We start from the raw sequence: 26,033 nt of genomic DNA on the forward strand, positions 1-26,033 counted from the left end.
GCATGCCTGGACCAGGCCGCGATTATACCGGGCCGCGCCGGCCCCGCATCCGCCGGCAGCGCTGCGAGCAGTATTTCACCTCGTCCCAGCAGCGCGCCCATTTCCGCCGCCAGGTGAACGGACGGCCGCATACCGCACAGGTCTTCTGCGGCCTTTGCGGCCCGTGCCGCGCCGCACGGCTCACCGGGGCCTCACCGTGGCGGGCAGACGCCGTCGCGGCAGCGCGAACGCCAGCGTGCGCGGGCGAACAGGCCGTACACCCGGTCCATCAGCCAGACCACCGGCGGCAGGCGATGCAACACCGCTCCGGCCAGACGGTAGTACGGCAGGTGGCGCCAGGTGACGACGAAGGCAGGGGCCCCGCTGACCACCCTTCCCCGCTCGTCCACCGCATGCATCCGCCGCATCGCATCCTCCGGATCGATGCCGTAGCCGGCCAGCGGCGCGGGGTCGGCATGGATGTCCTGCCATTCGATGCGGCCGGCACTGTCCAGCCGCCGGTAGTGGCCGATCTCGCGGCGACACAGGGGACAGCCGCCATCGAAGAACACCACCGGTCGCGTATCGGCCTCAGGCATGTCCCACCGGTCCCATCAGATGATGGTGAGCCTCGGGCAGAGCCCCCAGAGCCCGTTCGACAACGTCGCGCGCCAGCCCGCGGGTCATCTCGCCGTCAGCCGGAATCATCTCGGTGCGCACCGCCAGGGCCATCGCGAGGGCCTGCAGCACGTCGCCGTTGCAGGTGTCCCCCAGCACCGCGATCTCGTGGTCCATCGCTGTCAGGACGCGGTCCAGCAGCTGCTGCACGCGCACGGCCGAATCGGTCTCCGGATGCAGCGGGAAATCGAAGCTCAGCTGCTCCCCGCTCCCGCTGGTGTAGCGATACGGCAGATATTCCATGGCTCGCCTCCTTGTCGTCATTATCGGGCCGGGCCCGTTCCCGCACAGGTCATGATGCATAACGCAGCCGGTGCCGCTGGCAGGTTGGGCCACACAAGGACGCGCAAGTTCGCCCGGCCACCCAACACTTCGCATGGTGCGCTATTCTTGCCGGCCATGAGAACCCGTTTCGGCCATCACCGCCACGAGAATCCGATAACGGAGGGGTTCGCGCGATGATCCTGCTCGGTCGCCGCCGCCGTGCCCGGCCACCGGGCCCGCTGCGCTACCTGTTCGGGTTCCTGCTGGCGCTGCTCGCGCTGGCGCTGACCGCCGTGGTGGCGGTCCTGCTCTACTTTGCCCGTGTCGATCCGCCCTACGGCATGGCGATGGTCACGGCGACCGACCGTGCGACCGCCTCGCACTACCGCCCGTACTGGCGCTCGCTGGACGAGCTGCCGGACGCCGTATTGCTGGCGGTGATCGCGGCCGAGGACCAGCGCTTCCCGCGGCATCGCGGCTTCGACTGGTCTTCGGTACGCCAGGCGCTGACCGACCATGCGCGCGGCGGACGCCTGCGCGGGGCCTCCACCATCACCCAGCAGACAGCGAAGAACCTGTTCCTGTGGCACGACCGTTCGTGGCTGCGCAAGGCGCTGGAGGCCGGCCTGACCGTGGGCATGGAACTGCTGTGGAGCAAGGAACGCATCCTCGAGGTTTACCTCAACCTCGCCCAGTGGGGCCCGGGCCTCTACGGCATCGAGGCCGCCGCGCAGCATTATTTCGGCATCCCCGCCACCGACCTGACCCCGGAGCAGGCCGCCCGCCTGGCCGCCATCCTGCCGTCGCCGGGCCGCCTGGATCCGGTCTCCCCGAACGACGGTCTGGAACGCCGCATCGCCTGGATCGAAGGCCAGATGGAAGTGCTCGGGACCGGCTGGCTGCGACCCGTGCGGTCGCGCGACCGCTGAGGGGCCCCGTCGTGCGTTCCCGTGCGTACGGCTCGGGGTTTCCTTTACACTCCGGGACTTCCATCACACCCTTTCCGAGGTTCCGCGTGTCCTCACGACTCTCCCCCCGCGCGTCCGGGCTGTTTGCCGCCCTCGCCGCACTGCTGCTGGCGCTGGCCATGACCGCCGGTCCGGCCACGGCCGACGAGGCGCCGTCTTCCGCCGAGACCCATGCAGCGCTGATCGAGTTGCTGGAAGACCCCGAGGCCCGCGAACGCCTGCTGGAGACCCTGCGCGCCGAGGGCGTCCCACGCGACGCGGAGGCGGCCGAGGAAGCCGCGCCCGGGGAGGAGGCGGTCACCCTGCCTCGACGCATCGCCCAGCTGACCCAGGGACTGGCGGAAGGCACGGTGGCCGAGATCCGCACGCTCGGCACGGTCGCCGAGGATACGGTCGCGCAGCTGCGCGCGATCGAGCCGGTTGCCTTCGGGCTCGCGGTGGGCGATCTGGCGATCGTCATCCTGTTCACCCTGATCGTCTACTGGGTCCTGCGCCGCGTCGTCTCGCCGCTGTTCGCGGGACTGGACCGCTGGGTCCTCGGTGCCGGCGAACAGTACCGCCTGCTGCGAACGCTGCCCGGCGTGGGGCTCGCTGCGCTCATCGATTTGTTCGCCGTGGTCCTGGCCTGGGTCGCGGGCTATGGCCTGGCGCTGTTCCTGCTTGGCGAATCCGGCGCGATGGAGACGCGGCATTCGCTGTTCCTCAATGCCTTCCTGCTGATCGAGCTGGCGCGCGCGGCGCTGCGGCTGATTTTCGCGACCCGCTACCAGGGCCTGCGGCTGCTGCCGATGGAGGGCGAGGAGGCGGCCTACTGGAACGCCTGGCTGGCACGCATCGTGTCCTACATCGGCTACGGCCTGCTGCTGCTGGTGCCGCTGACCAACATGCACGTGTCGTTCGAGGCAGGCCGCTCGCTGAGCCTTCTGGTGATGCTCACGGCCTTCCTCTACGCGGCGACCATCATCCTGCAGAACCGGCGCCGGGTGCATGACCGGCTGATGGCGCTGGCGAATCGCTCGTATTTCTCGTTCACCCGCATCGCGACCGGCCTGCTCGCGCGCTTCTGGCACGTGATCGCGCTGGTCTACTTCCTCTCGCTGACCGTCGTCAGCATCGTGCGCCCGGACGACGCACTGCCGTTCATGGCCGCCGCCACCCTGCAGACGGTCATCGCCGCGTTCGCCGGGTTCTTCATCGCGAGCCTGCTGACCCAGATCATCGGACGCGAGATCGCGATCCCCGCGGACACCCGCGAGAAGTTCCCGCTGCTGGAGACACGTCTGAACGCCTACGTGCCCAAGGCGCTGAAGACCATGCGCCTGGTCATCCTGCTGATCGTACTGGCGGTGATCGCCGACGCCTGGGGCAGCTTCAGCCTGCTCGACTGGATCCGTTCCGATGCCGGCGCGCTGATCCTCGGCACCGCCATCTCGGTGGCCCTGATCCTGCTCGCCGCAGCGCTGGCCTGGCTGGTGTTCGCCAGCTGGGTGGAACACCGCCTCAACCCCAACACCGGCGAGGGGGAGCCCAACGCCCGCGAGAAGACCCTGCTGACCATCTTCCGCAACGCGGTGGCGATCGCGTTGCTGGTGTTCACCCTGATGATCGTGCTGGCCGAGATCGGCATCAACATCGGCCCGCTGCTGGCCGGCGCCGGCGTGCTCGGCCTGGCCATCGGGTTCGGCGCGCAGAAGCTGGTGCAGGACATCATCACCGGGGTGTTCATCCAGCTGGAGAACGCCATCAACGTGGGCGACGTGATCACCGTGACCGGCACCACCGGCACGGTGGAGAAACTCACCATCCGCTCGCTCGGCCTGCGTGACCTCGCCGGGACCTACCACCTGATCCCGTTCTCTTCGGTGGACGCGGTGTCCAACTACATGCGCGAATACGGCTACCACGTGGGCGAATACGGGGTGGCCTATCGCGAGGACATCGACGAGGTGATCGTGCGCCTGCGCGAAGCCTTCGAGGAGCTCAAGCAGGACCCCGAACAGGGCCCCAACGTGCTCGACGAAATGGAGGTGCACGGGGTCACCGCGCTGGACGACTCCTCGGTCAACATCCGCATCCGCATCATGACCGCGCCGGGGACCCAGTTCGGCCTGGGCCGGGCGTTCAACCGCCTGGTCAAGCGTCATTTCGACGCCGCCGGCATCGAGATCCCGTTCCCGCACACCACGCTGTACTTCGGCGAGGACAAGGACGGCTCCGCGCCGGCGGCCAACCTGCGGGTGCTGGAATCACGGCGCATGCCCGAGGGCGACACCGACGAAACCGACTACTCGCGGGATCGTCGCTCGCGCCCCAATCCAAAACACAAGGGCGATTACGACGACGTCGACGAGTGACCGCGCGGACCAGCCGCGACCCGCACCCGACCGGGGGATCTTTCCCGCGCCGGGTGCCCCGGCGATGATCATCCCATGCGTCTGCTGATCCTGGTCATACCGCTGCTTCTGCTGATCGCCTGGCTGCCGGGCTGGTGGGTCCGGCGTACCATGCAGAAGTATCACCGTCCGGAAGACCGCTACCGCCACAGCGGGGCGGCCATGGCTCGCGAACTGCTGCATCGCCATGGCCTGACGCAGGTCGCGGTGGAGGTCACGAAGGACGGCGACCACTACGACCCGGCCGACCGCACGGTGCGGCTGTCGCAGGAGAACTATCACGGCCATTCGCTGACCGCGGTCACCGTGGCGGCCCACGAGGTCGGCCACGCGGTACAGCATGCCCGGGGCTATCGGCCACTGCAGCTGCGCGGGACCCTGGTGGCCGCCACCCGTCACGCCCAGCGCCTCGGCGCGATCCTGATGATCGGCATCCCGATCATCACCCTGATCACCCGCCACCCGGCCCCGGGCATCCTGTTCTTCCTGGCCGGCGTGCTGTCGATGGGGCTGGCAGCGCTGGTGCACTTCGTGACCCTGCCCACCGAGCTGGACGCCAGTTTCCGGCGGGCCATGCCGATGCTGCGCGACGGCGATTACCTGCATCCGCCGGACTATCGCCACGCCGAACGCATCCTGCGCGCCGCCGCGTACACCTATCTCGCGCAGTCGCTGGCCAGCCTGCTCAACATCGCGTCCTGGTTCCGTTTCCTGCGCCGCTGACCCGGTCCCGCGGAACGAAAGGCCGTGGCGAACGTCTCAGACCCGTACGGTCCAGGCCTGCGTCCCTTCCCCGGGCGGACATCCGGGCCCCGGGACTGTTAAGCTTGGGTTCATGACTCGATAGTAGCGTCGCAAAGACATCCCTTCAGGAGAGCAGTAACGATGCACAATCATTCCCGGTCGATCATCGGCCTTGCCGCCGCGGCGGCTCTCGCGATGGCCAGCGGCCTGGCCCACGCCCAGATGGGCGAAGGTCAGGGCATGGGTGGCCAGCAGCAACAGCAGCAACAGCAGCAGGGTGGCCCGCAGATGGAGATGCAGGAGCTCCAGCAGACCCTGATCCAGACCCAGCAGCAGGCCATCGAGAACAACCCCGAACTGGAACAGAAGGGTGAGGAACTCGAAGAGCTGGTGATCAGCAAGATGGAAGAAGCCGGATTCCAGCCGCGTTCCGATCTGGACACCCTGGAGTCCGCCGAAGAAGGCCTGCAGGATCCGGAACTGAGCGCGGAAGAACGTCAGCAGCTGATCCAGTCCGAAGACGTGCAGCAGGCGCAGCAGAATCTGCAGGAAGCCCAGCAGGCCGTGGCCGAAGATCGCGAGATCCTCGAGGCCCAGGAAGCCCTGCAGGATGACCTGATGGAGGCGATGCGCGCCGAGAACGCCGACATCGACGACGTCATCGAGCGCATGGAAGCCCTGCAGCAGGAGATGATGCAACAGCAGGGTGGCGGTGGCGCTCCGGGCATGGCGCCCCAGCAGTAATCACTGCGGACAACCGTTCGAGCCAGCAAGGCCCGGTCCTCTCAGGACCGGGCCTTTTTTGTTGCGACCCGAGCGTTCGCCGCGTGGGCAACGAGGTCAGGAATCGGCCGGAAGGCGACCGTGGGCCTCGGACAGCGCCCGCAGTTCTTCCGCCAGGCCGGCCGGCACCTGGTCCCATTCAAAGCGCCAGGACCAGTTGCCCTCGACCGTTCCCGGACGGTTCATGCGATGTTCGCCGTCCAGCTCCAGCACATCCTGCATCGGCACGATCGCGATGCACGCGGGCGAGGCCCAGGCGGCGCGGATCAGCGGCCAGGGCATCGCCGCCGCGGCATCCGGTTCTCCGAGGACGTTCAGCACGTGTTGCTGCTGGTCGGGGTCCAGCGAAGCGAACCAGCCCACGGTGGTGTCATTGTCGTGGGTGCCGGTGTAGACCGCGCTCACCTCGTCATGATTCGCCGGCAGATAGGGGTTGTCGTCCCCGCCCTCGAACGCGAACTGCAGGATCCGCATGCCCGGGAAATCGAAGCGTTCGCGCAGAGCCGTCACCTCCGGGGTGATCACCCCGAGGTCCTCGGCCAGCACCGGGAGGCTGCCAAGCTCCCCGGCCAGGGCCTCGAAGAACTCCGCTCCGGGTCCCTCGAACCAGTAGCCCCGGGTCGCATCGGGCTCCTGCGCCGGGATCGCCCAGCTCGCCTCGAAACCACGGAAGTGGTCGATGCGCAGGGCATCCACCGTCTCCAGCGCGCGGCGCACGCGGCGGATCCACCAGGCGTAGCCGGTTTCCGCAAGCCGATCCCAGCGATACTGCGGATTGCCCCAGCGCTGGCCGGTCTCGGAGAAATAGTCCGGGGGCACACCGGCCACGGTCCGCGGCTGGCCCTGCTCGTCGAGATCGAACAGGTCCGGGTGGGCCCACACGTCCGCGGAATCATGGGCCACGAAGATCGGCATGTCCCCCAGCAGCATGATGCCGCAGTCGTTGGCGTGTCGGCGAACCGCGCGCCACTGGTGGGCGAACACGAACTGCTCGAAGTGCACCCGCTCCAGCGCATCCGCGTGATCGCGGGTCACCCGCTCCAGCGCCTGCGGCTGGCGATCGCGCAGCTCCGGCGCCCATTCCCACCACGGGCGGCCGTCCTCCAGGGAACGGATCACGCAGAACAGGGCGAAATCATCCAGCCACACCGGGCCCTGCTCCTCGAGGAACGCCCGATAGGCCGCATGCAGGGCATGCCCCTCGCCCGCCACGGTCTCGCCGGCCAGTGCCAGCAGGTCCGCCGGCGGCCGGCCGTCGTCCACGATACCGGCCGCTTCCGCCAGGCGGGCCGGGTCGATCAGCCGCGGATCGCCGGCGAATGCCGAAATGCTGGCGTACGGCGAGCCGTCGCCCTGCACCGGATGCAGCGGCAGGATCTGCCACAGCGAGAAGCCGGCAGAGGCCGCCCAGTTGACGAAGCGAAAGGCCTCTTCGCCCAGCGTGCCCACCGCGTGCGGCCCCGGCAGCGAGGTCGGATGCAGCAGCACGCCGGCACGCCGGCGCTGCAGCAGGGGGTTGCAGTGTTGCGTTTCTTCCATGAATCAGTCCTGTCCCTTGCGCATGGTCCCACCGGCGGCCGGATCGCCGCCGCCCACCGACAGCACCTCGTCCAGGGCCTCCGGCACCGCCAGTCCGGCCAGCTGGTACAGCCGCGCCAGATGGCGGCGATAGAGCTGTTCGAAATCGCTGACGGAGCCCGCCGGGTTGTATGCACCGAACCACCAGCACCAGTCGGAGCCTTCGCAGACCGCGAGCTGCTCGCGCAGCGCCGGGGTATCCAGGGACGGATCCGCGGCGACCGCGGCATCCACCGCCTCGCGCGCCTCGATGAGGCGGTCCCAGCCGCGGTTCTTGTCCGGATCCCCGATCCAGGTAGAGAAGGTGCCGTAAACCCAGCTGCCGGCCACCAGGGTCGGCAGGATTGCCGGGGCACGGGCCGCATTCTTCGCGCTGCGCCGGCTGGCATCCTCGAAGGTGCACAGGTTCAGGGACTCGTTGGAGGCCAGGGCCGCGTACAGGCCGCTGAGGAAGTGGAAGCCGTTCTCCGGGTAATACTCCCAGGCGTTCTCGCCATCCAGGATGACCGAGACCGCGCTGCCGGCCGGTGCCTCCGCGGCGATGGTCTCCAGGTGATGCACGAAGTCAGCCACCGCGTCGTCGGCATGCCAGTCGGCGTAGCGAAAGCCGATGGCATCGCTGAGCCCGTCGTCACGGAAATACAGGGCGATATCGGTATCCGTCAGCCGGTAGGGCCGATGCAGCCAGCCATCGCCGTCGCGCTCACCGTCCGCTGCCTCTTCGGCCGCCTCCGGGGCATCGCCGGAGGCCGCCAGGCTGTTGCCCAGTACGCCCTGCCCGCTGGCGGTCCACTGCAGGCCGTATTCGTCCAGCAGACGGATGGTCGCCTCGCTGAGGCTGCCCTCCGACGGCCAGCAGCCGGTCGGGCGCATGCCGAAGTGCTTCTCGAACACCTCCAGCCCGCGTTCGATGTGCCAGCGCACCCGGGCTTCGCCATCGGGATACGCCGGGGCCTCCGGCAGCTCCGCCTCCGGCATGGCCTCGCGGGTGGAACCCAGATCCTGCAGCAGCGGCATGATCGGGTGGGCATAAGGGGTGAACGAGAGCTCCACCCGCCCCTGTTCCGCCAGCTTGCGATAGCGCGGAATCACATTCTGCAGCTCGTCGCGCAGGATCTCCAGCAGGCGCCGCCGCACCCCGGACTCGAAGCCCGTCTCGGCCTTCAGCCAGCCCTGCAGCTCCGGACGCGCGCGGCGCACGGTCTCACCGGTCCAGGCGAGGTGATAGCAGGTCGCCAGCTCCTGGAAAAAGCGCCCGTCCAGGTGCGCCAGCAGGAGATCGTCCTCCAGTGCCTGACGGCCGATGGCCGCAAGGCGGGCGAACAGCGGAAACGGATCGATCATGCGCGGGGCATGGGCGCGCAGGCAGGCACGGATGATCTCGCGGCGCTGGTCCGGCTCCACCGGGACGATCTCCATGTGCAGCATGTCCAGCACCGGATCTCCGACGGGAACACAGTTCTTCAGCGCCCGATCCACGCGCCGCGCATAGTCGGCGATCTGCTCCAGCAGAATGGGGGCGAAGTTGACCACCGCGCGCGCCCGCGGGCAGGCCTCCAGGTGGGCCGCCATGTCGGTGTAGTCCTTCAGCGCGTGGAGGTAGGTCCACGGCAGGGCATATTCCCGACGGCCGCCGTCAAAGTACTGCGGCTGGTGCATGTGCCAGCAAAGGACCACGTCCAGGCGGTCCGGAACGCGGGTCAGGGCCTTCTTCGATGCGGAACTAGCGGACATGATGGCGCGCCTGGCCAAGCATTTCCGGGGTCACCACGCGCACCCCCTGCGGGGATACGTAGTAGTCGCGGGCGTCGGCCTCATCATCCACACCGATCTCGGTACCGGCCGGGATCTCGCAGCCCTTGTCGATGACCGCGTTGCGGACCGTGCATTCCTCCCCGACCTTGACGCCCGGGAGGACGACGGAGTTCTCCACCTCGCTGCAGGCATTCACCTCCACGCTCGAGAACAGCAGCGAGTGGCGCACCCGGCTGCCGGAGATGATGCAGCCCCCGGAAACCATGGAGTCGATTGCCATGCCGCGGCGGTCGTCGTCATCGAACACGAACTTGGCCGGTGGCAGCTGCTCCTGGTAGGTCCAGATCGGCCATTCACTGTCGTACAGGTTGAGTTCGGGGGTCACGCCGATCAGCTCCAGGTTGGACTTCCAGTAGGAATCGATGGTGCCGACGTCGCGCCAGTAGCCCTGGCGCTGGCCGGCCTCGTCGCGGAACGGGTAGGCCATCACACGGTTTTTCTCGATGATGCGCGGGATGATGTCCTTGCCGAAGTCGTGACTGGAAAAGGTGTCGTCGGCATCCTTGATCAGCTGTTCGAAGAGGAAAGCGCGGTTGAATACGTAGATCCCCATGGAGGCCAGCGAATGCGTGCTGCTGCCGGGGATGGTGGCCGGATCGTCGGGCTTTTCCTCGAACGAGGTCACGCGGCCGTCGGCATCCACGCCCATCACCCCGAAGCCCGAGGCATCCGCCTTCGGCACCTCCAGGCAGCCCACGGTCATGTCGGCCCCGCTCTCCACGTGCTGGGCAATCATCTGCCCGTAGTCCATCTTGTAGATGTGATCGCCGGCGAGGATCAGCACATAGCTGGGGTTGTGCTGGCGCAGGATGTCGAGGTTCTGGTAGACCGCATCAGCGGTGCCGGCGTACCAGGAGGTCTCGATGCGCTGCTGTGCCGGCAGCAGCTCGATGAACTCGCCGAACTCGCCACGCAGGAAGCTCCAGCCGCGCTGAACGTGCTGGATCAGCGAATGCGCCTTGTACTGGGTCAGGATCGCCACCCGGCGGATCCCGGAGTTGATGCAGTTGGACAGCGGAAAATCGATGATTCGGAACTTGCCGCCGAAGGGTACGGCCGGCTTGGCGCGCCACAGAGTCAGCTGTTTGAGGCGGGAGCCCCGGCCTCCGGCGAGGACCAGAGCCAGGGTTTCGCGAGTCAGACGACTGACAAACCGTTGCGGCTGAGGGTTCATGGGCCCATCCTTGCAATATTGCTGCTGGTTGCGGGTTCCCCCGCGGGATTCGACAACCGCCCCACATACACGAAGCGGATACTCCAAGTATGACAACTGCCCCGAACAATTGCATTACAACGGTCGAGGATGAAATCCGGCGTCTGGCCCAGGCCCGGCTGCATGACCCGCACGCGGTCCTGGGCGCGCACTCGCTGAACCGGCAGACCTCCTGTTACCGCGCCTGGTTCCCGCAGGCCGACGAGGTCTGGCTGGTGCCCGAGGCCGATGCCCCGCCGGAGCCGATGGAGACCACCGGCACCCCGGGGCTGTTCGTGTGGAAGGGACCGACGCGCCGGCTGACCACGGCGCATCCGGAACTGCGCTGGCGCCCGTCCGGGCACAAGGAGATCGTCAGCGTCATCGACCCGTGGAGCTTCGCCCCGGCGATCCCCGACTTCGACCGCTACCTGTTCGGCGAGGGCCGCCACTGGCATGCCCATCGCATGCTCGGCTCTCACTGCGAGTCCCGCGACGGGATCGACGGCGTGCGCTTCGCGGTGTGGGCCCCGGCAGCCGAACGCGTCAGCGTGGTGGGCGACTTCAACCACTGGGACGGGCGCTGCCACCCGATGACCGTGCACGGCTCCAGCGGCATCTGGGAGCTGTTCATCCCGGGGCTGGGTCCGGAGACCCTGTACAAGTTCGAGATCCGCAACCGCGACACCGGCGAGCTGCGCCTGAAGTCCGACCCCTACGCGGCCGCCTACCAGGTACGCCCGGAGACCGCCTCGCGGGTGATCCCGGAGAGCGGCTACGAGTGGAACGACCGCGAGTGGATGGACAACCGCGACCCCGAGGCCTGGAAACACCGGCCGATGAGCATCTACGAGGTGCATCTGGGCTCCTGGCAGCGCAGCCCGGACGGCGACTGGCCCAACTACGCCGAACTGGCCGAACGCCTGGTACCGTATGCCCGCGACATGGGCTTCACCCATCTCGAGCTGCTGCCAGTCACCGAGCACCCGTTCGACGGCTCCTGGGGTTATCAGTCCACCGGCTTCTTCGCGCCCACCTCGCGTTTCGGCGACCCGGACGACTTCCGCCGCTTCGTCGATACCGCCCATCAGGCCGGTCTGGGGGTGATCCTCGACTGGGTGCCGGGGCACTTCCCGCGCGACGACTTCGCCCTCGCCCGCTTCGACGGCACCGCGCTGTACGAGCATGAGGACCCGCGCCTCGGCGAGCACCGCGAATGGGGCACGCTGATCTTCAACTACGGCCGCCCCGAGGTTCGCAACTTCCTGCTGTCATCGGCGCTGTGCTGGATCGAGGACTTCCACCTCGACGGCCTGCGCGTGGACGCGGTCGCCTCCATGCTTTATCTCGACTACAACCGCGAGGATCACGAGTGGATCCCCAACATCCACGGCGGCAACGAGAACCTGGAGGCGATCGAGTTCCTGCGCGACGTCAACGAGACCGTGCAGACCGGCCACCCCGGCGTGGTGATGATCGCCGAGGAGTCCACCGCGTGGCCCGGGGTGAGTCGGCCGCCGTCGATGGGCGGGCTGGGCTTCACCATGAAGTGGAACATGGGCTGGATGCACGACACCCTGACGTATTTCGGCATGGACCCGATTTATCGGCGTTACCACCACAATCAGCTCACTTTCGCGCAGATCTACGCCTATTCGGAGAACTTCGTGCTGCCCTTCTCGCACGACGAGGTCGTCCACGGCAAGCGCAGCCTGCGCGGGCGCATGCCCGGCAACGAGTGGGAGCAGCATGCCAACATGCGCCTGCTGTACGCCTGGCAGTGGCTGTACCCGGGCAAGAAGCTGCTGTTCATGGGCCAGGAGTTCGGCCAGGGAACCGAGTGGTCGGAGGCCGGGGAGCTGGACTGGTACGTGCTGCAGTATCCGCTGCATCAGGGCCTGCAGCAGCTGGTGAAGGACCTCAACCGGGTGTATCGCGAACAGCCGGCGCTGTACGGCCGCGAGTTCGAGCCGGATGGCTTCGCCTGGCTGAATGCCGACGACGCCGACAACTCGGTGCTCAGCTTCCTGCGCCGCGACGTGGACGGCCACGAACGCATCGTGATCCTCAACCTGACGCCGGTGGAGCGCAGCGCCTACCCGATCCCGAGCCCGCGGGCCGGGACCTGGCGGGTGATGCTGAACACCGATTCGGAGTTCTACGGCGGTGCCTCGCGCGGCCCGCTGCAGTGCGAGGCCACCGCCGAGGCGTATCACGGCCAGCCGGCCACGCTGCATGCGGACCTGCCGCCACTGACCGCGCTACTGCTGGAGCCGACCGGGGGCTGACCCCGGCGGCTGATGCCGCCCGGGCGGGCCGCCTGTGTCAGGAGGCCAGGCGCGCCCGGGTATCGGCGGTCGCCACCGGCTCGCCCAGACGGGCCTCCATCGCCGCCGTCTCGCGGGTCAGTGCGCCGGACAGCGCGAACCCGGCCAGACGGCCGTGCGCGTGGAACTCCAGCCGCCGGCCGGCACCATCGCCCTGCACGCTCACCCACTCGCCGGTCGCGGCATCCCCGGCCGACGGCGGGCAGACCTGCATTGGCAGGCTGGTGGTCTTGACCTGCACCGTGCCGGCGTCCGGGACGTAATACTCCTCTTCCCCGACCAGGCGCTGCGCAATCACCCGCGCCTGGGCCCGCAGCGCACCCACATACGGCCGCAGGGTGCCGTCGAACTCGGCGCAGTCCCCCAGCGCGCGGATCGCCGGATCCGAGGTCGCCAGCGTCGCATCCACCCGGATACCGCGATCGCAGGCCAGACCGGCCCCCACCGCCAGATCGATGTTCGGCTGCAGCCCGAGCGCGGTGATCACCACATCGGCCTCCAGGGTCTCGCCGGTCGTCAGGGTCAGGCGCGAAGCGGGCCGTGCCGGCTCCCCCGCATCCAGCCGGGTGACCGAGGTGCCGGTGTACAGCGCCACCCCGCGCCCGGCCAGTGCGGCCGCCAGGTCCTCGCCCAGCTGCGGCGGCGCCAGCCCGGCCAGCGGCTGGCCGGCGAGCTCGATCAGATCCACGCGGCAGCCGCCGGCGGTCAGGTCATCGGCCAGCTCGCAGCCGACCAGGCCGCCCCCCACGATGGCCACCCGGGCCCCCACGCCCAGCTCGTCGCGCAGGCCACGGTAGTCATCGAGGGTGTTCACTACCCGCGGCGCGGGGCCGTTGCCGGGGATGTCCAGACGCCGCGGACTCGCGCCGCTGGCCAGGACCAGATCGCCATACGGGATGCCGCCACGCGGGGTGATCAGGCGCCGGCGCCCGCGGTCGATGTCGAGCAGGCGCACGTGCGGCAACAGTTCGATGCCCAGCCGCTCGGCACGCGCGGGTCCGGACTCCTCGACCAGCGCGTCCGGTTCTGCGCCGCGCGCACAGGCGGTGGAGATCCGCGGCTTGGTGTAATAGTCACCGCGATCCGCGGTCACCAGGCGGATACCGCGCTCGGGGTCGCGGGCACGCAGTTCCTCGGCCACCGCCCAGCCGGCCATGCCACCGCCGACGATCACCACCGCCTCGGGGTCATCCGCCAGCGGACTGCGCCAGGCCTGCGCCGCGGCGTCCTGCACCGGATCCTCGGCCCGCGGCTGCAGGCGGTCGAAGTCAGCCTTGGTGACGTTGCAGTCGGGGCAGTACCAGTCGTCCGGGATGTCCTCGAACCGGGTGCCCGGCGGCAGACCCGAGTCCGGGTCACCCTTCGCCTCGTCGTAGATGTAGCCGCACACGCGGCAGATGTAGCGTCGATATTCGGTTTCGGCTTCAGCAGACATCACGCAACCTCCGGCAGACCGGCGACAATGGCCTCGAACAGCGGATCCAGCTCCGCACCCAGCGCATCCAGGTCGGCGCTGCCCCACGGCGCGAAGACCTCCGACGGGCGCCGCGCCACGACGTGCAGCTGTTCCCCGTCACCCCACACGTGGATGCGCAGCGGGATATCGATACCCGCGGGCTTGCAGGCCTCCCACACCCGCAGGGCATAACGCGGGTGGAAGACCTCGAGGATGCGGTCGACCGGGACCTCGGCCCCGATCATCGCCGCGTTGGCCTGGCCGTTGATCTCGGCGGCCACGCGCAGGCCCTGCGCCTCCACGGCCTCTTTCAGGGCCGCCACGGCCGCTTCGGCGTCGAGTTTGGTGGTGGTTTCCAGCATGATGTCTCCTCCGGGCGCCGGTCAGTGGGCGTGGATACGCGCCAGCTCCTTGCGCAGATGCTTGATGGCGGGCGTAACGATGGCCACGAAATAGGATTCGCGCAGCTTGCGCTGGGCGGCCGCGCTGGACAGGTAACCGCGCGCCCCGCTGTGCAGCAGCGCGGACTGCGACGCCCGCAGCGCCAGTTCCGAACCGGTCAGGCGCATCTGCAGCACGTCGGAAAAGAACGCGTCACTGGTGTCGAAGGGGTCGCGTGCCAGGGCATAGGTCGCCTGGCGTGCGTCTTCCAGAACCTCTTCCAGCTCACCCGCTTGGTCGTCGAGATAGCCGTTCACGTGCGACAGGGTCTCGTTGGCCTCGTGCATGGTGTTGATGCAGCCCTCGATCAGGCCCAGGCCCATGCCCATCTGCAGCAGCACGAAACCGGGACGGATGCGCTGGATGTACTCCGGCAGGGGATCCGCCAGCACATGCTCGTCGGGCACGAACACCCGGTCGAAATGGCAGCCGAAGGTGCGCGACCCCTCCAGGGCGATGAACTCGGGGCACGGGGTCAGGCTGAACCCGGGATCGGCACAATTGATCACGGCCATCAGCGGACGCGGGTTGTCGCCGGTGGTGCGGAAGATCGCGCCGAAGTAGTGATCGTCGCCCAGATTGGACACCCACGGCAGTGCCCCGGACACCACATAGCCGCCGTCCACGCGTTCGGCCGAGAGCTTGAGCTCCTCGATGCTGGCGAACCATTTCATTGGATTGGACAGCGCGGTGGCGCCGAACGCCTCGCCGTTGGCCAGCTTCGGCAGCACCTCGCGCTTGAGCGTGGTGGAATCACTGTTCTCCACGTACCAGGCGCAGGCGTTCTGGCACCAGGCAACGAATCCGGTGGTCATGCATTCGGCGGAGATCACCTCCTCGGCGCGGATCGCGGACACCAGGTCCGTGGCCCCCGCGGGGTTCTGACTGGCCAGATGCGCATTGAACGCACCCAGCTGCCCGGCCTGATGCAGGAATTCCTCGGGGTAATGGCCGTCACGGTCGATGCGGACGGTGAGCGGGGCAAGCTGCCCCGCCACCAGGTCCCGCAGCCCGTCCTCGGCGTACACCGGTGCGGAGACCGGCGCCACCCCCGTTGCTTGTTCACGGGTCTCGAGCATTACGGGTCTCCTCGGCCTCAGGCCTTTTCCACGGCCACGTTGACCGGATTGCGCATGGTGTTGGCGACCGGCGACCAGAAGTCGGCGTGCGCCACCAGTTCCTTCAGCTCTTCCTCGCTGGCGTCCCCTTCGAGGTCGACCTTCACGCGGATGTCGGTGAAGCCCAGGCGCTTGGACTTGTCGGTGTCGCCCACGCCCCAGACCGCGGTCACGTTGATGTCGCCCTCCAGCGAGAGCTCCAGTTTGGTCAGGGTGATGCCGCGATCGATGGCGTTGGCGTGCATCCCCACCGACAGACAGGCCCCCAGGCTGGCCAGTGCGGCCTCGGAGGGGTTGGGCGCGGTGTCATCGCCCAGCAGATGCGGCGGCTCGTCGATCACGTGGGCATCCAGGTCACGCACGTAGGTCAGGTTGCGGAACTTGCCTTCGCAGACGGTGCGCGCCTTGAGGGTCACGACGTTTTCGGGGTTGGCCTTGCCCTTTTCGGCGAGATTGTTCAGACCATCGTGGTCGATGGGTTCCAGGGCATTCATGGAAATGGCGGTGGTGGCTTCGGCGGTCGACATGATCAGGTCTCCTGATGGTTTGTTCGTTCGTTGCCCGAACCGATTGGCCGGGTCGCCGGTCCCGTTGCAGAAGCCGTGCCATGTTTGCGTAACTGGCTTCATGGCGCGGCCTGCACGGGCCACTCCGGCAGAAGGATCGACCCCGGACCGCCTCCGAGGTCGCCCTGTACGGACAAATACGACGAATTGTCCGGTCATTGCACCGACATTGACGCCAAAGTGGTGCAGCGCACCATGACGAAACGTCGCCCGGCTCCCGCACCGGACCCGGAGCGAGACCCTTCACCTACTCCTTTGCACGGACCGCCCCGCCCCCGCGATACCGCATCAGGTGGCCATTTGCGCCGGCCGACAGCCACCCGATTCCCCACCGGGCCTCACTACCCGGGAAGATTGCGGGGAGATCTGGCACGCCTCTTGTAAGGACTCCGTTGAGCGCGCCGTGAGATCCACGGCCCATCAACGTTCCGCGACGAGGAGCCACGCCATGGGCGCAGCCATCTCCATCGACTACATCACGCATCACTATCCGAAGCAGAAGGACCCGACGCTCAAGGACATCGAGCTGACCGTGCGGCCCGGGGAGACCATCGCCCTGATCGGCCAGAGCGGCTGTGGCAAGTCCACCCTGCTGCACATGCTCGCGGGCCTGCTGATCCCCAGCGAGGGCGCCGTGCGCATCAACGGACACCAGGTCATCAAGCCCAGCCCGCGCTGGAACATGATGTTCCAGAAGCCGTCGCTTTACCCGTGGATGACCGTCCGCCGCAACACCTCGCTGGGACTGATCTTCCAGGGTCGCCGCGACGGCATGAACAAGCGGGTTGATGCCCTGCTGGAGACCGTGGGCCTCGCCGACAAGGCCGAGGTCAACGTGCAGTCGCTGTCCGGCGGCCAGCAGCAGCGCGTGGCCCTGGCCCGCAGCCTGGCCACCGACCCGGAACTCCTGCTGCTGGACGAGCCGTTCTCCGCCCTCGACGCCTTCACCAAGGTCGAGCTGCAGGAAGAGGTCAGCCGTCTGTCACAGGAGCGGGGGATCACCGTGGTGTTCGTCACCCACGACATCGAGGAGGCCATTGCGATGGCCGACCGCGTGGTCGTGATGGGCTCCAACCCCGGCACGCTGAAGCACGAGCTGACGGTGGAACTGCCGCACCCGCGCGACCGCGCCGGTGCGCGCTTTAACGAACTCAAGGCCGAACTGATGGAGTTCTTCGGCGCCACCCGCCATCCCGCCGCGCGCCGCGAGGACACCGACGCCACCGCGCCCGACGCCCCGGAAGAGGGGTCTGCCGCGGCCGAATCCGAACCCGATTCCGAATCCGGGCGCCGCGCCATCCGCGCGGCCTGACCCCCGACCGTCCCGACTGCCCCGAACCCGAGAGGAACCTCACCATGTGCAACTGCGACAACCACCACGATATCGACGCGGAACTCGACCGCATCCTTGGCGGCAGCCTGTCCCGCCGCACCTTCCTGCGCTCGGCGGCCGCCGGCTCGCTGGTCGCCGGCACCGGCCTGGCCGCCCCGGGCTCTCTGCTGGCTGCACAGCCCGATCTGGAAGACGCGGAGCCCGACGTGAGCGATTTCGACGGCGTCGTGCGCATCGGCTACATCCCCATCACTGACGCCGCCGCCCTGCTGGTCGCCCACTCCGAAGGCTACTTCGAGGACGAGGGCCTGGAGGTCGCCGAACCGGAGCTGATCCGTGGCTGGTCGCCGCTGATCGAATCCTTCGCGGCCAACCGCTTCAACCTGGTCCACCTGCTCAAGCCGATCCCGCTGTGGATGCGCTACCAGAACAACTTCCCGGCCAAGATCATGTCCTGGGCCCACACCAACGGCTCGGCGGTGGTTACCGGCCGCCACGTGGAGGTCAACGACTTCTCCGACATGGGCGGCATGAGCGTGGCCGTGCCCTACTGGTACTCCATGCACAACGTCGTCATGCAGATGGCCCTGCGCGATGCGGGCCTGAAGCCGGTCATCAAGGACCAGGGCGCCGACCTTGCCGAGGACGAGGTCAACCTGATGCTGATGCCGCCGCCGGACATGCCGCCGGCCCTGGCCGCGCGCTCGATCGACGCCTTCATCGTCGCCGAGCCCTTCAACGCCGCCGGCGAGATGCTGGCCCACGGCAACCTGCTGCGCTTCACCGGCGACATCTGGAAGAACCACCCCTGCTGCGTGGTGTGCATGAACGAGGAACTGACCGACCGCGAGCCGGAATGGACGCAGAAGACCATGAACGCGGTGGTGCGCGCCCAGGGGCACATCCAGGACAACAAGAAGGAGATCGCCCACCTGCTCTCGCGCGACGGCAAGGGCTACCTGCCGATGCCGTCGGAGGTGGTCGAACGCGCGATGACCAACTACGCCGACGACACCACCTATACCGACTCCGGCGCGATCCGCCACGCCGACTGGGGCAACGGCCGCATCGACTTCTCCCCGTGGCCCTACCCGTCGGCGACGAAGATGCTGGTCGGGGCAATGAACGAGACCCTGGTCGGCGGCGACACCACCTTCCTCTCGGGCCTGGACCCCGAAGAGGTGGCCGATGACCTGGTCAACTACGAGTTCGTCGAGAAGGCGATGGAGAAACACACCGCCTGGCACAACGCGCCCGGCGTGGACATGGATTCGCCGTTCGCCCGCGAGGAGGTCGTGAAGCTATGAACCGCGACGTCACATTCGACATGCCGGCCACCCCCGGGGAATGGGGGTGGGCCTCCCTGCGCTCCCTGAACCACCTGCGCCGGGCGCTGCAGTATCCGGTACTGGGCATCGCCGGACTGCTCGCCCTGTGGTGGTGGGGTGGCTGGGTGATCGCCAACAACCCCGACACCATGGCGTTCGCCAGCTTCGCCCCCGGGCCCACGCTGGCCGCGTTCTGGGACCTAGTGAGCTCCGGACAGGTATGGTCGCCGATCGAGTCCAGCCTGCACCGGGTCGGTTTCGGCCTGCTCTACGCGATCCTGATCGGGGTCCCGCTGGGCGTGATGATCGGCTACTTCAACGTGCTGCGCGAAACCACCCACGTGCCGTTCCAGTTCCTGCGCATGATCTCGCCGCTGGCTTGGATGCCGATCGCGGTGCTGGCCTTCGCCACCTGGGATGCAGCGATCATCTTCCTGATCGCCATCGCCGCGGTCTGGCCAATCACCTACGCCACCGCACACGGGGTGCAGCGTATCGATCCGATGTGGCTCAAGGTCGGCTCCAACCTGGGCGCCAACCCGTACCACACGCTGCGCTACATCGTGATGCCCGCGATCGCCCAGGACGTGTTCGCCGGCATCCGCCTGGCGGTGGGTGTGGCCTGGATTGTGCTGGTCCCGGCCGAATACCTGGGGGTGACCTCGGGCCTTGGCTACGCCATCAACGATGCCCGCGACACGCTCGAGTACGACAAGCTGGCCGCCTTCGTGCTGGTGATCGGCCTGATCGGCTACATGCTGGACGCCATCTGCGTGCGCCTGATCCGGCGCAGCAGCTACCACGCCCAGGGCTGACACGCCCAGGGCTCACCTACCCTCCACGGGTCCGGCCTCTCCGGCCGGGCCCTTTCTTCCGCCGCGGCACCCCGTTCGTTCCCGCACCGGTCTCTGCACCGTACCCCTGCATACCCGCACCACCCCGGTGCACCCCGCATTACCTCCATCGCGCCCGCATGCGGCCTGGCCCATACGTGCTGCTGGCAGGGTTTCTGCATGCCTACCGGCATGAACGACATAGCCCATGAAGACCGTACCGATCACGACGGCCGCGAGCAGGAGATCACCCTGCTGCTGGAGGTCGCCCGGCTGATGGGTCGCTCACGCGATCCGGACGCCGCCATTTACCGCATCCTCGGCATGATGTCCCAGCTGCTGGGGCTCAATCGCGGCCGGGTCCTGCTGCCCGACCCGGACAGTGGACACCTGAAGATCCGCCACGCCTACGGCCTGACCGATGCCGAACGCGAGCGCGGCAGCTATTCCCTCGGCGAGGGCGTGACCGGACGGGTCATGAAGACCGGCCAGATCGCGCTGATCCAGGACATCGACAACGAGCCCGAATACCTCGCCCGGGCGGTCGATCGCGCCACATTGCCGCAGGAGACGGTGGCCTACATCGCCCTGCCCATCGTCCAGGACGAGACCTCCATCGGCGTGCTGGGGGTGCACCGCCTGCGGCGGCGTTCGCGTCAGTTCCAGGACGATCTGAACGTGCTGCGGGTCATTGCGGCCATGATCGGCCAGGTCCTGCGCATCAACCAGCTGATCGCCGAGCGCACGGCCGAGCTGGTGTCCGAGAACCGCTATCTCAAGAGCGCCCTCGACACCCAGGGCGCCAAGTACGGGATCCTCGGCGAAAGCCCCGCCCTGCGCGCGGTGCTCAAGCAGGTCCACCGCATCGCGGATACCCAGGCAACGGTGCTGATCACCGGGGACTCCGGGACCGGCAAGGAAAAGATCGCGCGCATGATCCACCGCATCAGCCAGCGCAGCGCGCGGCCGTTCATCTCGCTGAACTGCGCGGCCATCCCGGCCGACCTGCTGGAATCGGAACTGTTCGGCCACGAGAAGGGTGCCTTCACCGGGGCGAACAGCGCCAAGAGCGGCAAGATCGCGCTGGCCGACGGCGGCACCCTGTTCCTCGACGAGATCGGCGACATGCCCGAGGCCCTGCAGTCCAAGATCCTGCGGGTACTGCAGGAGCGGGTGGTCCAGCCGATCGGGGGCTCACGCGACATTCCGGTGGACGTGCGCGTGGTCGCCGCCACCCACAAGGACCTGCAGCAGGCGGTGAATGCCGGCGAATTCCGCCTTGACCTTTTCTATCGCCTGAACGTGATCCCGCTGCACATGCCGGCGCTGCGCGACCGCGCCAGCGACATCCGCCTGCTTGCGCGCCACTTCCTTGACCGCTACAGCCATCTGCACGGCTGGAACGTCGTCCTTGACGAGGGCGTAATGGAACGCCTGGAGACCTTCGACTGGCCGGGCAACATCCGCCAGCTGGAGAACGTGCTCGAGCGGGCGGTGCTGCTCTCCAGCGAAGGCCGAGTGGGCACCTCGCTGATCGACGAGATCCTGCACGAGGAATCGCGCATCAGCCCCGGCATGCACGCCTCTCGGCCCACGGAACCGGAAACCGGCGCATCGGCCGCGCCGTTCGGGAACGAATCCGCCGGCCAGTACCCCGACGAGCGCCTCTCAACCGACCCGCCGGCGCACCATAACGGGGCACCCGGCACCGCGATCGTGCGCCCCTACCGCCGGGTACAGGCCTCCGAGGCCGACGAACTCCGCGAAGCCGTCGAACGCTGCGGCGGCAACAAGACCCGCGCCGCCATGGCCCTTGGCCTGACCCCCCGCCAGCTGCGCTACCGCCTGAAAAAGCTCGGGCTGTAACTGTCCGGCGCCCCGCCGGACAATGACGACGAATACGGTCAATAACGACATTTTGTCTATCCCTGGCGGCCCCTCGGCACCAATCACTCCCTTGGAATGGACAATCTGGACGCCACCCACGTGGCACGGGATCTGCAAAGTCTTCGGCGGGAACACTGATCCGACCCCATCCAGGAGACTTCCATGTCCATGAGCAAGACCGAAATGACCGCCACCATCCTCGAGGCCAAGGAGAGCCGCGCCGCGACCTGGGCCGGCATCGCCGAGGCCACCGGCCTGCACGAGGTCTACGTGACCTCGGCCTGCTACGGCATGAACCACCTTGATCCCGAGGCCGCCGACCGGCTCGCCGCGTTCCTCGATCTCGGGCCGGACGTGTCGAAGGCCCTGCAGGCCTTCCCGCACAAGCACTGGGACAAGACCATCCCGACCGATCCGGTGATCTACCGCTTCTACGAGGCGATCAACGTGTACGGTGACACCATGAAGGCGCTGATCCACGAGAAGTTCGGCGACGGCATCATGAGCGCCATCGACTTCACCATGGACATCGACAAGGTCGAGGATCCCAAGGGCGACCGGGTGAAGATCACCTGGAACGGCAAGTTCCTGCCCTACAAGAGCTGGTGACCGCCGGCCGCCCGGCCCTGTTCTGATCACCCCCCGCCCGCCCGCGGTCGTCCCCGGGCGGGCCTCTGCCGCCCACGCCTGCCCCCACACCCCTTGCGGGGACGAAAGGTTCCCGAATCAAACCTTTGTGCGCAAAGACAAGCATCCAAAGCCCGGTTCGTAGTAGGCTGACCGGCATGACATGGCTGCCCCGCTCCTTCGTCCTGGCCGCGCTGCTGCTTCCGCCCCTGCCGGGCGGGGTCGCCGCCGACACCCGGGATGCAGCCACGACGGTGGACATCGGCCTGCTGGCGGTACGCGAGGCGAGCGAGGCCGAGGCCCGCTGGCAGCCGACGGCGGATTACCTGACCGAGACCCTGGGCGAGCAGTTCGGCGTGCGCTTCCACATGCGGGCGATGAACTACCCGGAACTAGAGGATGCGGTGGCGGACGAGGCGATCGACTTTGTCCTCACTAATACCAGCCATTACGTGCAGCTGGAATACCAGCACGGGATCAGCCGGCTGACCACACTGGTCGAGTCCCATGAGGGCGAGCCCGTACGACTGTTCGGCGGGGTGATATTCACCCGCGACGACCGCGACGACATCACCTCGCTGGAGGACATCGCCGGGCAGCATCTGTTCGCGGTACAGGAGGGCTCGCTGGGCGGCTGGCATGCGGGCCACGAGGCCCTGCTGGACGTCGGCGTGGATCCGCGCGAGGATCTCGCCGACCTCAGCTTCACCGACATGCCGCACGACCGGGTAGTGGAGGCGGTACTGGAGGGCCGCGGGGATGTCGGGATGGTCCGCACCGGGGTGCTGGACCGGATGCAGGAAGAGGGCCGCTTCGAGCCCGGAGAACTGCGGATCCTGGAACCCCGCGACACCCCGGGCTACCCGTTCGAACACACCACGCGGCTGTTCCCCGAGTGGCCGTTCGCGCGTCTGGAGCATGCCGACGAGGCGCTGGCCAACGCGGTCACCGTGGCCCTGCTGGAGATGCCGGAGGACCACCCCGCCAGTGCAACCGGCGGGTACCACGGCTGGTCCGCACCACTGTCCTATGCGCCGGTGCACGACATCCTGGAACGCCTGAACGCCCCGCCGTACGACCGCAATCCGGCCCTGGATCCGCTGCTCTACTGGCGCGAAAACCCGGCGGTGACCATCGCCGTGCTGCTGGGGATGCTGGCGCTGATGGCGGCCGCCACCGTGCGCTATCACCGCATCAATCGTGACCTGGGACGCGAGGTACAGCAGCGCCGCGAGGCCGAGACCCGTCTGCGCCGGCACGAGGCCGAACTGGCACACCGGGCCAGCCACGATCCGCTGACCGACCTGCCCAACCGGGTTCTGCTGACCCAGCGCCTGCGGGCCGCAATCAACACCAGCGCCGAGAACGACCGGCAGGTCGCGGTCCTGTTCCTCGACCTCGACCGCTTCAAGACCATCAACGACAGCCTCGGCCACCAGGTCGGAGACGAGCTGCTCAAGATCCTCGCCGACCGGCTCAAGGACCGGGTACGGGCCAACACCATCGCCCGCCTGGGCGGGGACGAGTTCATCATCCTGCTGGATGATGTCGAGCACACCGAGGAGATCGAGGAACGCGCGCGCGAGATCCTCGCGGTGATCGCCGAGCCCTTTGCGGTGGGGGGCTGGCGGGCGCTGCAGGTGGGGGCCTCGCTGGGCATCACTCTGTTTCCCGACAACGGCGGCAGCCCCGAGGCCCTGATCACCCAGGCCGACGCGGCGATGTACCGCGCCAAGGCCGAGGGCCGCAATACCTACAGCTTCTACAGCGAGGACCTGACCGCGGCCGCCAGCGAACGCCTGGAGACCGAGAACCGTCTGCGCGATGCCCTCAAGGAGGGGCATCTCGAGGTCTTCTACCAGCCCCAGATCGACCTGCGCGAGCGCCGCGTGTCCGGGGTGGAGGCACTGGTGCGCTGGCGCGACCCGAGCCACGGCCTGATCTCGCCGGCGCGCTTCATCCCGGTGGCGGAGGAGACCGGACTGATCAGCCCGCTGGGCGAATTCGTGCTGCGCGAGGCCTGCCGCCAGATCGTGGAATGGGATGCGCAGGGCCCCGCGGGGCTGTCGCTGGCGGTCAACGTGTCGGCACACCAGATCAACGACCCGGCGCTGGTGACACGGGTACGCGATGTCCTGGAGAGCACCGGCATGGACCCCTCCCGCCTGGTACTGGAGATGACCGAGACGACCCTGATCCAGGCCGAGGGCATGCGCGAGGTCCTGGTGAATCTCAAGGCCCTGGGGGTGTCGCTGGCGATCGACGACTTCGGCACCGGCTATTCCTCCCTGGCCTATCTCAAGCGCTTCAACATCGACTGGCTGAAGATCGACCGCGCGTTCGTGCAGGACCTCCCGGACGACGCCAACGACGCCGAGCTGGCGATCACCATCATCAATATGGCGCACAATCTCGGGCTGGAGGTCCTCGCCGAGGGGGTGGAGACCGAGGGTCAGCGGGCATTCCTCGAAGAGCGCGTGTGCGATGCCTGGCAGGGCTTCCTGTGCAGCCAACCGGTGCCGGCGGATCGGCTCCCGGAACTGCTGAAGGAGTGCGAAAAGGGGGCTTCAGCGGGCGTGCCGCCTCGCGGGGAAGACTGATCAGCCGGCGAACTCCGCCAGCCGCACCGGCTGGCGACGCGGCCCCCAGTCACCCGGCCGTGCCTCGAACACCCCGGCGACAGCCGCCCCGCAGGCATTGCAGCAGCCATCCGCGGTGAGGTTCCAGTCCGACAGCCGGTACCAGTCGCGCCCGATCAGCCGTTGCCCGCAGGAAGGACACCAGGTGCTCTGGCCCTCGCGGTCGTGCACGTTCCCCGTATACACGTGATGCAGCCCCCGCTCGCGGGCGATGTTGCGCGCCCGCTGCAGGGTCTCCGGCGGGGTACGCGGCCGGTCTGTCATGCGGAAATCGGGGTGGAAGGCGGTGAAGTGCAACGGCACCCCAGGACCCAGCCGGTCACGCACCCAGTCGGCCATGTCGGCGATCTCGCCATCACGGTCATTCTCCCCGGGAATCAGCAGCGTGGTGATCTCGGTCCACACATCGGTCTCGTGCACCAGCCATTCCAGGGTCTCCAGCACCGGCTGCAGATGCGCCCCGGTCAGGCGGTGGTAAAAGCGTTCGGTAAACGCCTTGAGGTCCACGTTGGCCGCATCCATCGCGGAGAAGAATTCGCCGCGCGCAGCCTCGGTGATGTACCCCGCCGTGACCGCGACCGTGCGGATCCCGCGCGCACGGCAGGCCGCCGCAACATCGAGCGCGTATTCGTGGAAGATGACCGGGTCGTTGTAGGTGAACGCCACCGACCGGCATTCCAGCTCCTCGGCCGCCCGCGCAATGGTCTCCGGATCCGCCCGGTCGGCCAGGGTGTCGATCTCGCGTGACTTGCTGATATCCCAGTTCTGGCAGAACTTGCAGGCCAGATTGCAGCCGGCAGTCCCGAACGACAGCACCGGCGTCCCCGGCAGGAAATGGTTCAGCGGCTTCTTCTCGATCGGGTCCACGCAGTAACCGGAAGAGCGGCCATAGCTGGTCAGCACGACCTCGTCGTCCAGCCGGGCGCGCACGAAACAGGCGCCGCGCTGCCCCTCCTTCAGCTTGCAGAAACGCGGGCACAGGTCGCACTGCACCCGCCCGTCATCGAGGACGTGCCAGTAGCGGGTCGACACCGTGAAGGCATCGCGTTCGAGCGTTGTGTCGCGGTCACTCATGGCTGTCCTT

The 26,033-nt window shown here is 67.9% G+C and carries 22 protein-coding genes; 11 read left to right on the top strand and 11 right to left on the bottom strand.

The features are described from left to right. Nucleotides 1-22: 22 nt before the first annotated feature. The 3 genes from D571_RS14085 to D571_RS0108190 are packed head-to-tail and all read right to left on the bottom strand — an operon-like array spanning nt 23 to nt 900. Nucleotides 23-184, bottom strand: coding sequence for a DUF2256 domain-containing protein (locus tag D571_RS14085; RefSeq protein ID WP_083916881.1), 162 nt, complete (start codon nt 182-184; stop codon nt 23-25). Between the two features lie 7 nt (nt 185-191). Then, a complete protein-coding gene (locus tag D571_RS0108185) occupies nt 192-578 on the bottom strand; it encodes a thiol-disulfide oxidoreductase DCC family protein (RefSeq protein ID WP_018936195.1) in 387 nt (128 codons plus the stop codon). Further along, nucleotides 571-900 (bottom strand): hypothetical protein, encoded by a 330-nt coding sequence (locus tag D571_RS0108190; protein WP_018936196.1) that lies wholly within the window; start codon nt 898-900, stop codon nt 571-573. Before D571_RS0108190 ends, D571_RS0108185 begins: the two co-directional genes overlap by 8 nt. Nucleotides 901-1,115: 215 nt before the next feature. Between D571_RS0108190 and mtgA the strand changes: the two genes are divergently transcribed. From mtgA to D571_RS0108210, 4 genes are all read left to right on the top strand, one after another. After that, complete coding sequence (mtgA, locus tag D571_RS0108195) at nt 1,116-1,850, top strand: monofunctional biosynthetic peptidoglycan transglycosylase (protein WP_018936197.1); 735 nt, start codon at nt 1,116-1,118, stop codon at nt 1,848-1,850. A 158-nt stretch (nt 1,851-2,008) separates the two neighbouring features. Continuing rightward, on the top strand, nt 2,009-4,243 hold the full coding sequence (locus D571_RS0108200; RefSeq protein ID WP_083916886.1) for a mechanosensitive ion channel domain-containing protein: 2,235 nt from the start codon (nt 2,009-2,011) through the stop codon (nt 4,241-4,243). A 75-nt stretch (nt 4,244-4,318) separates the two neighbouring features. Beyond that, nucleotides 4,319-5,005 carry a zinc metallopeptidase gene (locus D571_RS0108205; protein WP_018936199.1) on the top strand — a complete coding sequence of 229 codons (687 nt, stop codon included), beginning with the start codon at nt 4,319-4,321 and terminating at the stop codon, nt 5,003-5,005. 162 nt (nt 5,006-5,167) lie between these two features. Continuing rightward, nucleotides 5,168-5,770 carry a hypothetical protein gene (locus D571_RS0108210; RefSeq protein ID WP_018936200.1) on the top strand — a complete coding sequence of 201 codons (603 nt, stop codon included), beginning with the start codon at nt 5,168-5,170 and terminating at the stop codon, nt 5,768-5,770. A 96-nt stretch (nt 5,771-5,866) separates the two neighbouring features. Here the strand turns inward: D571_RS0108210 and malQ are convergent, their stop codons facing one another. From malQ to glgC, 3 genes are read right to left on the bottom strand one after another with little or no spacing between them, the layout of a single operon-like run. Further along, nucleotides 5,867-7,348: a 4-alpha-glucanotransferase gene (gene malQ, locus D571_RS0108215; RefSeq protein WP_018936201.1), complete on the bottom strand. Its 1,482-nt coding sequence runs from the start codon at nt 7,346-7,348 to the stop codon at nt 5,867-5,869. A 3-nt stretch (nt 7,349-7,351) separates the two neighbouring features. Then, nucleotides 7,352-9,121 (bottom strand): glycoside hydrolase family 57 protein, encoded by a 1,770-nt coding sequence (locus D571_RS0108220; RefSeq protein ID WP_018936202.1) that lies wholly within the window; start codon nt 9,119-9,121, stop codon nt 7,352-7,354. Next, nucleotides 9,111-10,376, bottom strand: coding sequence for a glucose-1-phosphate adenylyltransferase (gene glgC / locus D571_RS0108225; protein WP_018936203.1), 1,266 nt, complete (start codon nt 10,374-10,376; stop codon nt 9,111-9,113). The genes D571_RS0108220 and glgC overlap by 11 nt, the downstream gene beginning before the upstream one ends. An 89-nt stretch (nt 10,377-10,465) precedes the next feature. Between glgC and glgB the strand changes: the two genes are divergently transcribed. Further along, complete coding sequence (gene glgB / locus D571_RS0108230) at nt 10,466-12,682, top strand: 1,4-alpha-glucan branching protein GlgB (protein WP_018936204.1); 2,217 nt, start codon at nt 10,466-10,468, stop codon at nt 12,680-12,682. A 37-nt stretch (nt 12,683-12,719) separates the two neighbouring features. Here glgB and D571_RS0108235 read toward each other — a convergent pair whose 3' ends face one another. From D571_RS0108235 to D571_RS0108250, 4 genes are read right to left on the bottom strand one after another with little or no spacing between them, the layout of a single operon-like run. Next, nucleotides 12,720-14,156, bottom strand: coding sequence for an FAD-dependent oxidoreductase (locus D571_RS0108235; protein ID WP_018936205.1), 1,437 nt, complete (start codon nt 14,154-14,156; stop codon nt 12,720-12,722). After that, nucleotides 14,156-14,539, bottom strand: a complete 384-nt coding sequence (locus tag D571_RS0108240) for a DUF302 domain-containing protein (RefSeq protein WP_018936206.1) — start codon at nt 14,537-14,539, stop codon at nt 14,156-14,158. Before D571_RS0108240 ends, D571_RS0108235 begins: the two co-directional genes overlap by 1 nt. Before the next feature lie 21 nt (nt 14,540-14,560). Then, nucleotides 14,561-15,697, bottom strand: a complete 1,137-nt coding sequence (locus tag D571_RS0108245; RefSeq protein ID WP_018936207.1) for an acyl-CoA dehydrogenase family protein — start codon at nt 15,695-15,697, stop codon at nt 14,561-14,563. Nucleotides 15,698-15,714: 17 nt separating this feature from the next. Beyond that, nucleotides 15,715-16,263, bottom strand: a complete 549-nt coding sequence (locus D571_RS0108250) for an OsmC family protein (protein WP_018936208.1) — start codon at nt 16,261-16,263, stop codon at nt 15,715-15,717. A gap of 487 nt (nt 16,264-16,750) precedes the next feature. Here D571_RS0108250 and D571_RS0108255 point away from each other — a divergent pair, with 487 nt between their 5' ends. The 6 genes from D571_RS0108255 (at nt 16,751) to D571_RS0108280 (ending at nt 24,910) form a co-directional block, all read left to right on the top strand. Further along, nucleotides 16,751-17,614 carry an ABC transporter ATP-binding protein gene (locus D571_RS0108255; RefSeq protein ID WP_018936209.1) on the top strand — a complete coding sequence of 288 codons (864 nt, stop codon included), beginning with the start codon at nt 16,751-16,753 and terminating at the stop codon, nt 17,612-17,614. Nucleotides 17,615-17,658: 44 nt separating this feature from the next. After that, nucleotides 17,659-18,942, top strand: a complete 1,284-nt coding sequence (locus D571_RS0108260) for an ABC transporter substrate-binding protein (protein WP_018936210.1) — start codon at nt 17,659-17,661, stop codon at nt 18,940-18,942. A gap of 20 nt (nt 18,943-18,962) precedes the next feature. After that, nucleotides 18,963-19,778, top strand: a complete 816-nt coding sequence (locus D571_RS0108265; protein ID WP_232196956.1) for an ABC transporter permease — start codon at nt 18,963-18,965, stop codon at nt 19,776-19,778. A gap of 210 nt (nt 19,779-19,988) precedes the next feature. Further along, complete coding sequence (locus tag D571_RS0108270) at nt 19,989-21,662, top strand: sigma-54-dependent Fis family transcriptional regulator (protein ID WP_018936212.1); 1,674 nt, start codon at nt 19,989-19,991, stop codon at nt 21,660-21,662. A 183-nt stretch (nt 21,663-21,845) separates the two neighbouring features. After that, nucleotides 21,846-22,292, top strand: coding sequence for a cyanase (gene cynS / locus D571_RS0108275; RefSeq protein ID WP_018936213.1), 447 nt, complete (start codon nt 21,846-21,848; stop codon nt 22,290-22,292). A 176-nt stretch (nt 22,293-22,468) separates the two neighbouring features. Further along, the gene (locus D571_RS0108280; protein WP_018936214.1) at nt 22,469-24,910 is read left to right on the top strand and encodes a bifunctional diguanylate cyclase/phosphodiesterase; all 2,442 of its coding nucleotides are present in this window, start codon (nt 22,469-22,471) and stop codon (nt 24,908-24,910) included. Here D571_RS0108280 and amrS read toward each other — a convergent pair whose 3' ends face one another. After that, nucleotides 24,911-26,023: an AmmeMemoRadiSam system radical SAM enzyme gene (gene amrS / locus D571_RS0108285; RefSeq protein WP_018936215.1), complete on the bottom strand. Its 1,113-nt coding sequence runs from the start codon at nt 26,021-26,023 to the stop codon at nt 24,911-24,913. It lies immediately after the preceding gene. Nucleotides 26,024-26,033 lie beyond the last annotated feature (10 nt).

Origin of the sequence: Thioalkalivibrio sp. ALJ24 (assembly GCF_000377785.1) — a bacterium.
Lineage (GTDB): Bacteria > Pseudomonadota > Gammaproteobacteria > Ectothiorhodospirales > Ectothiorhodospiraceae > Thioalkalivibrio.

Excerpts from the sequence above, each read along its gene's own strand:
- cynS (WP_018936213.1), top strand. The coding sequence starts at position 21,846 with ATGTCCATGAGCAAGACCGAAATGACCGCCACCATCCTCGAGGCCAAG.
- D571_RS0108255 (WP_018936209.1), top strand. The coding sequence starts at position 16,751 with ATGGGCGCAGCCATCTCCATCGACTACATCACGCATCACTATCCGAAG.
- glgC (WP_018936203.1), bottom strand. The coding sequence starts at position 10,376 with ATGAACCCTCAGCCGCAACGGTTTGTCAGTCGTCTGACTCGCGAAACC.
- glgB (WP_018936204.1), top strand. The coding sequence starts at position 10,466 with ATGACAACTGCCCCGAACAATTGCATTACAACGGTCGAGGATGAAATC.
- malQ (WP_018936201.1), bottom strand. The coding sequence starts at position 7,348 with ATGGAAGAAACGCAACACTGCAACCCCCTGCTGCAGCGCCGGCGTGCC.
- D571_RS0108250 (WP_018936208.1), bottom strand. The coding sequence starts at position 16,263 with ATGTCGACCGCCGAAGCCACCACCGCCATTTCCATGAATGCCCTGGAA.
- D571_RS0108245 (WP_018936207.1), bottom strand. The coding sequence starts at position 15,697 with ATGCTCGAGACCCGTGAACAAGCAACGGGGGTGGCGCCGGTCTCCGCA.
- D571_RS0108210 (WP_018936200.1), top strand. The coding sequence starts at position 5,168 with ATGCACAATCATTCCCGGTCGATCATCGGCCTTGCCGCCGCGGCGGCT.
- D571_RS0108190 (WP_018936196.1), bottom strand. The coding sequence starts at position 900 with ATGGAATATCTGCCGTATCGCTACACCAGCGGGAGCGGGGAGCAGCTG.
- D571_RS0108270 (WP_018936212.1), top strand. The coding sequence starts at position 19,989 with ATGAACGACATAGCCCATGAAGACCGTACCGATCACGACGGCCGCGAG.
- D571_RS0108280 (WP_018936214.1), top strand. The coding sequence starts at position 22,469 with ATGACATGGCTGCCCCGCTCCTTCGTCCTGGCCGCGCTGCTGCTTCCG.
- D571_RS0108235 (WP_018936205.1), bottom strand. The coding sequence starts at position 14,156 with ATGTCTGCTGAAGCCGAAACCGAATATCGACGCTACATCTGCCGCGTG.
- amrS (WP_018936215.1), bottom strand. The coding sequence starts at position 26,023 with ATGAGTGACCGCGACACAACGCTCGAACGCGATGCCTTCACGGTGTCG.
- D571_RS0108260 (WP_018936210.1), top strand. The coding sequence starts at position 17,659 with ATGTGCAACTGCGACAACCACCACGATATCGACGCGGAACTCGACCGC.
- D571_RS0108205 (WP_018936199.1), top strand. The coding sequence starts at position 4,319 with ATGCGTCTGCTGATCCTGGTCATACCGCTGCTTCTGCTGATCGCCTGG.
- D571_RS0108220 (WP_018936202.1), bottom strand. The coding sequence starts at position 9,121 with ATGTCCGCTAGTTCCGCATCGAAGAAGGCCCTGACCCGCGTTCCGGAC.
- mtgA (WP_018936197.1), top strand. The coding sequence starts at position 1,116 with ATGATCCTGCTCGGTCGCCGCCGCCGTGCCCGGCCACCGGGCCCGCTG.
- D571_RS0108240 (WP_018936206.1), bottom strand. The coding sequence starts at position 14,539 with ATGCTGGAAACCACCACCAAACTCGACGCCGAAGCGGCCGTGGCGGCC.
- D571_RS0108265 (WP_232196956.1), top strand. The coding sequence starts at position 18,963 with ATGCCGGCCACCCCCGGGGAATGGGGGTGGGCCTCCCTGCGCTCCCTG.
- D571_RS0108200 (WP_083916886.1), top strand. The coding sequence starts at position 2,009 with ATGACCGCCGGTCCGGCCACGGCCGACGAGGCGCCGTCTTCCGCCGAG.
- D571_RS0108185 (WP_018936195.1), bottom strand. The coding sequence starts at position 578 with ATGCCTGAGGCCGATACGCGACCGGTGGTGTTCTTCGATGGCGGCTGT.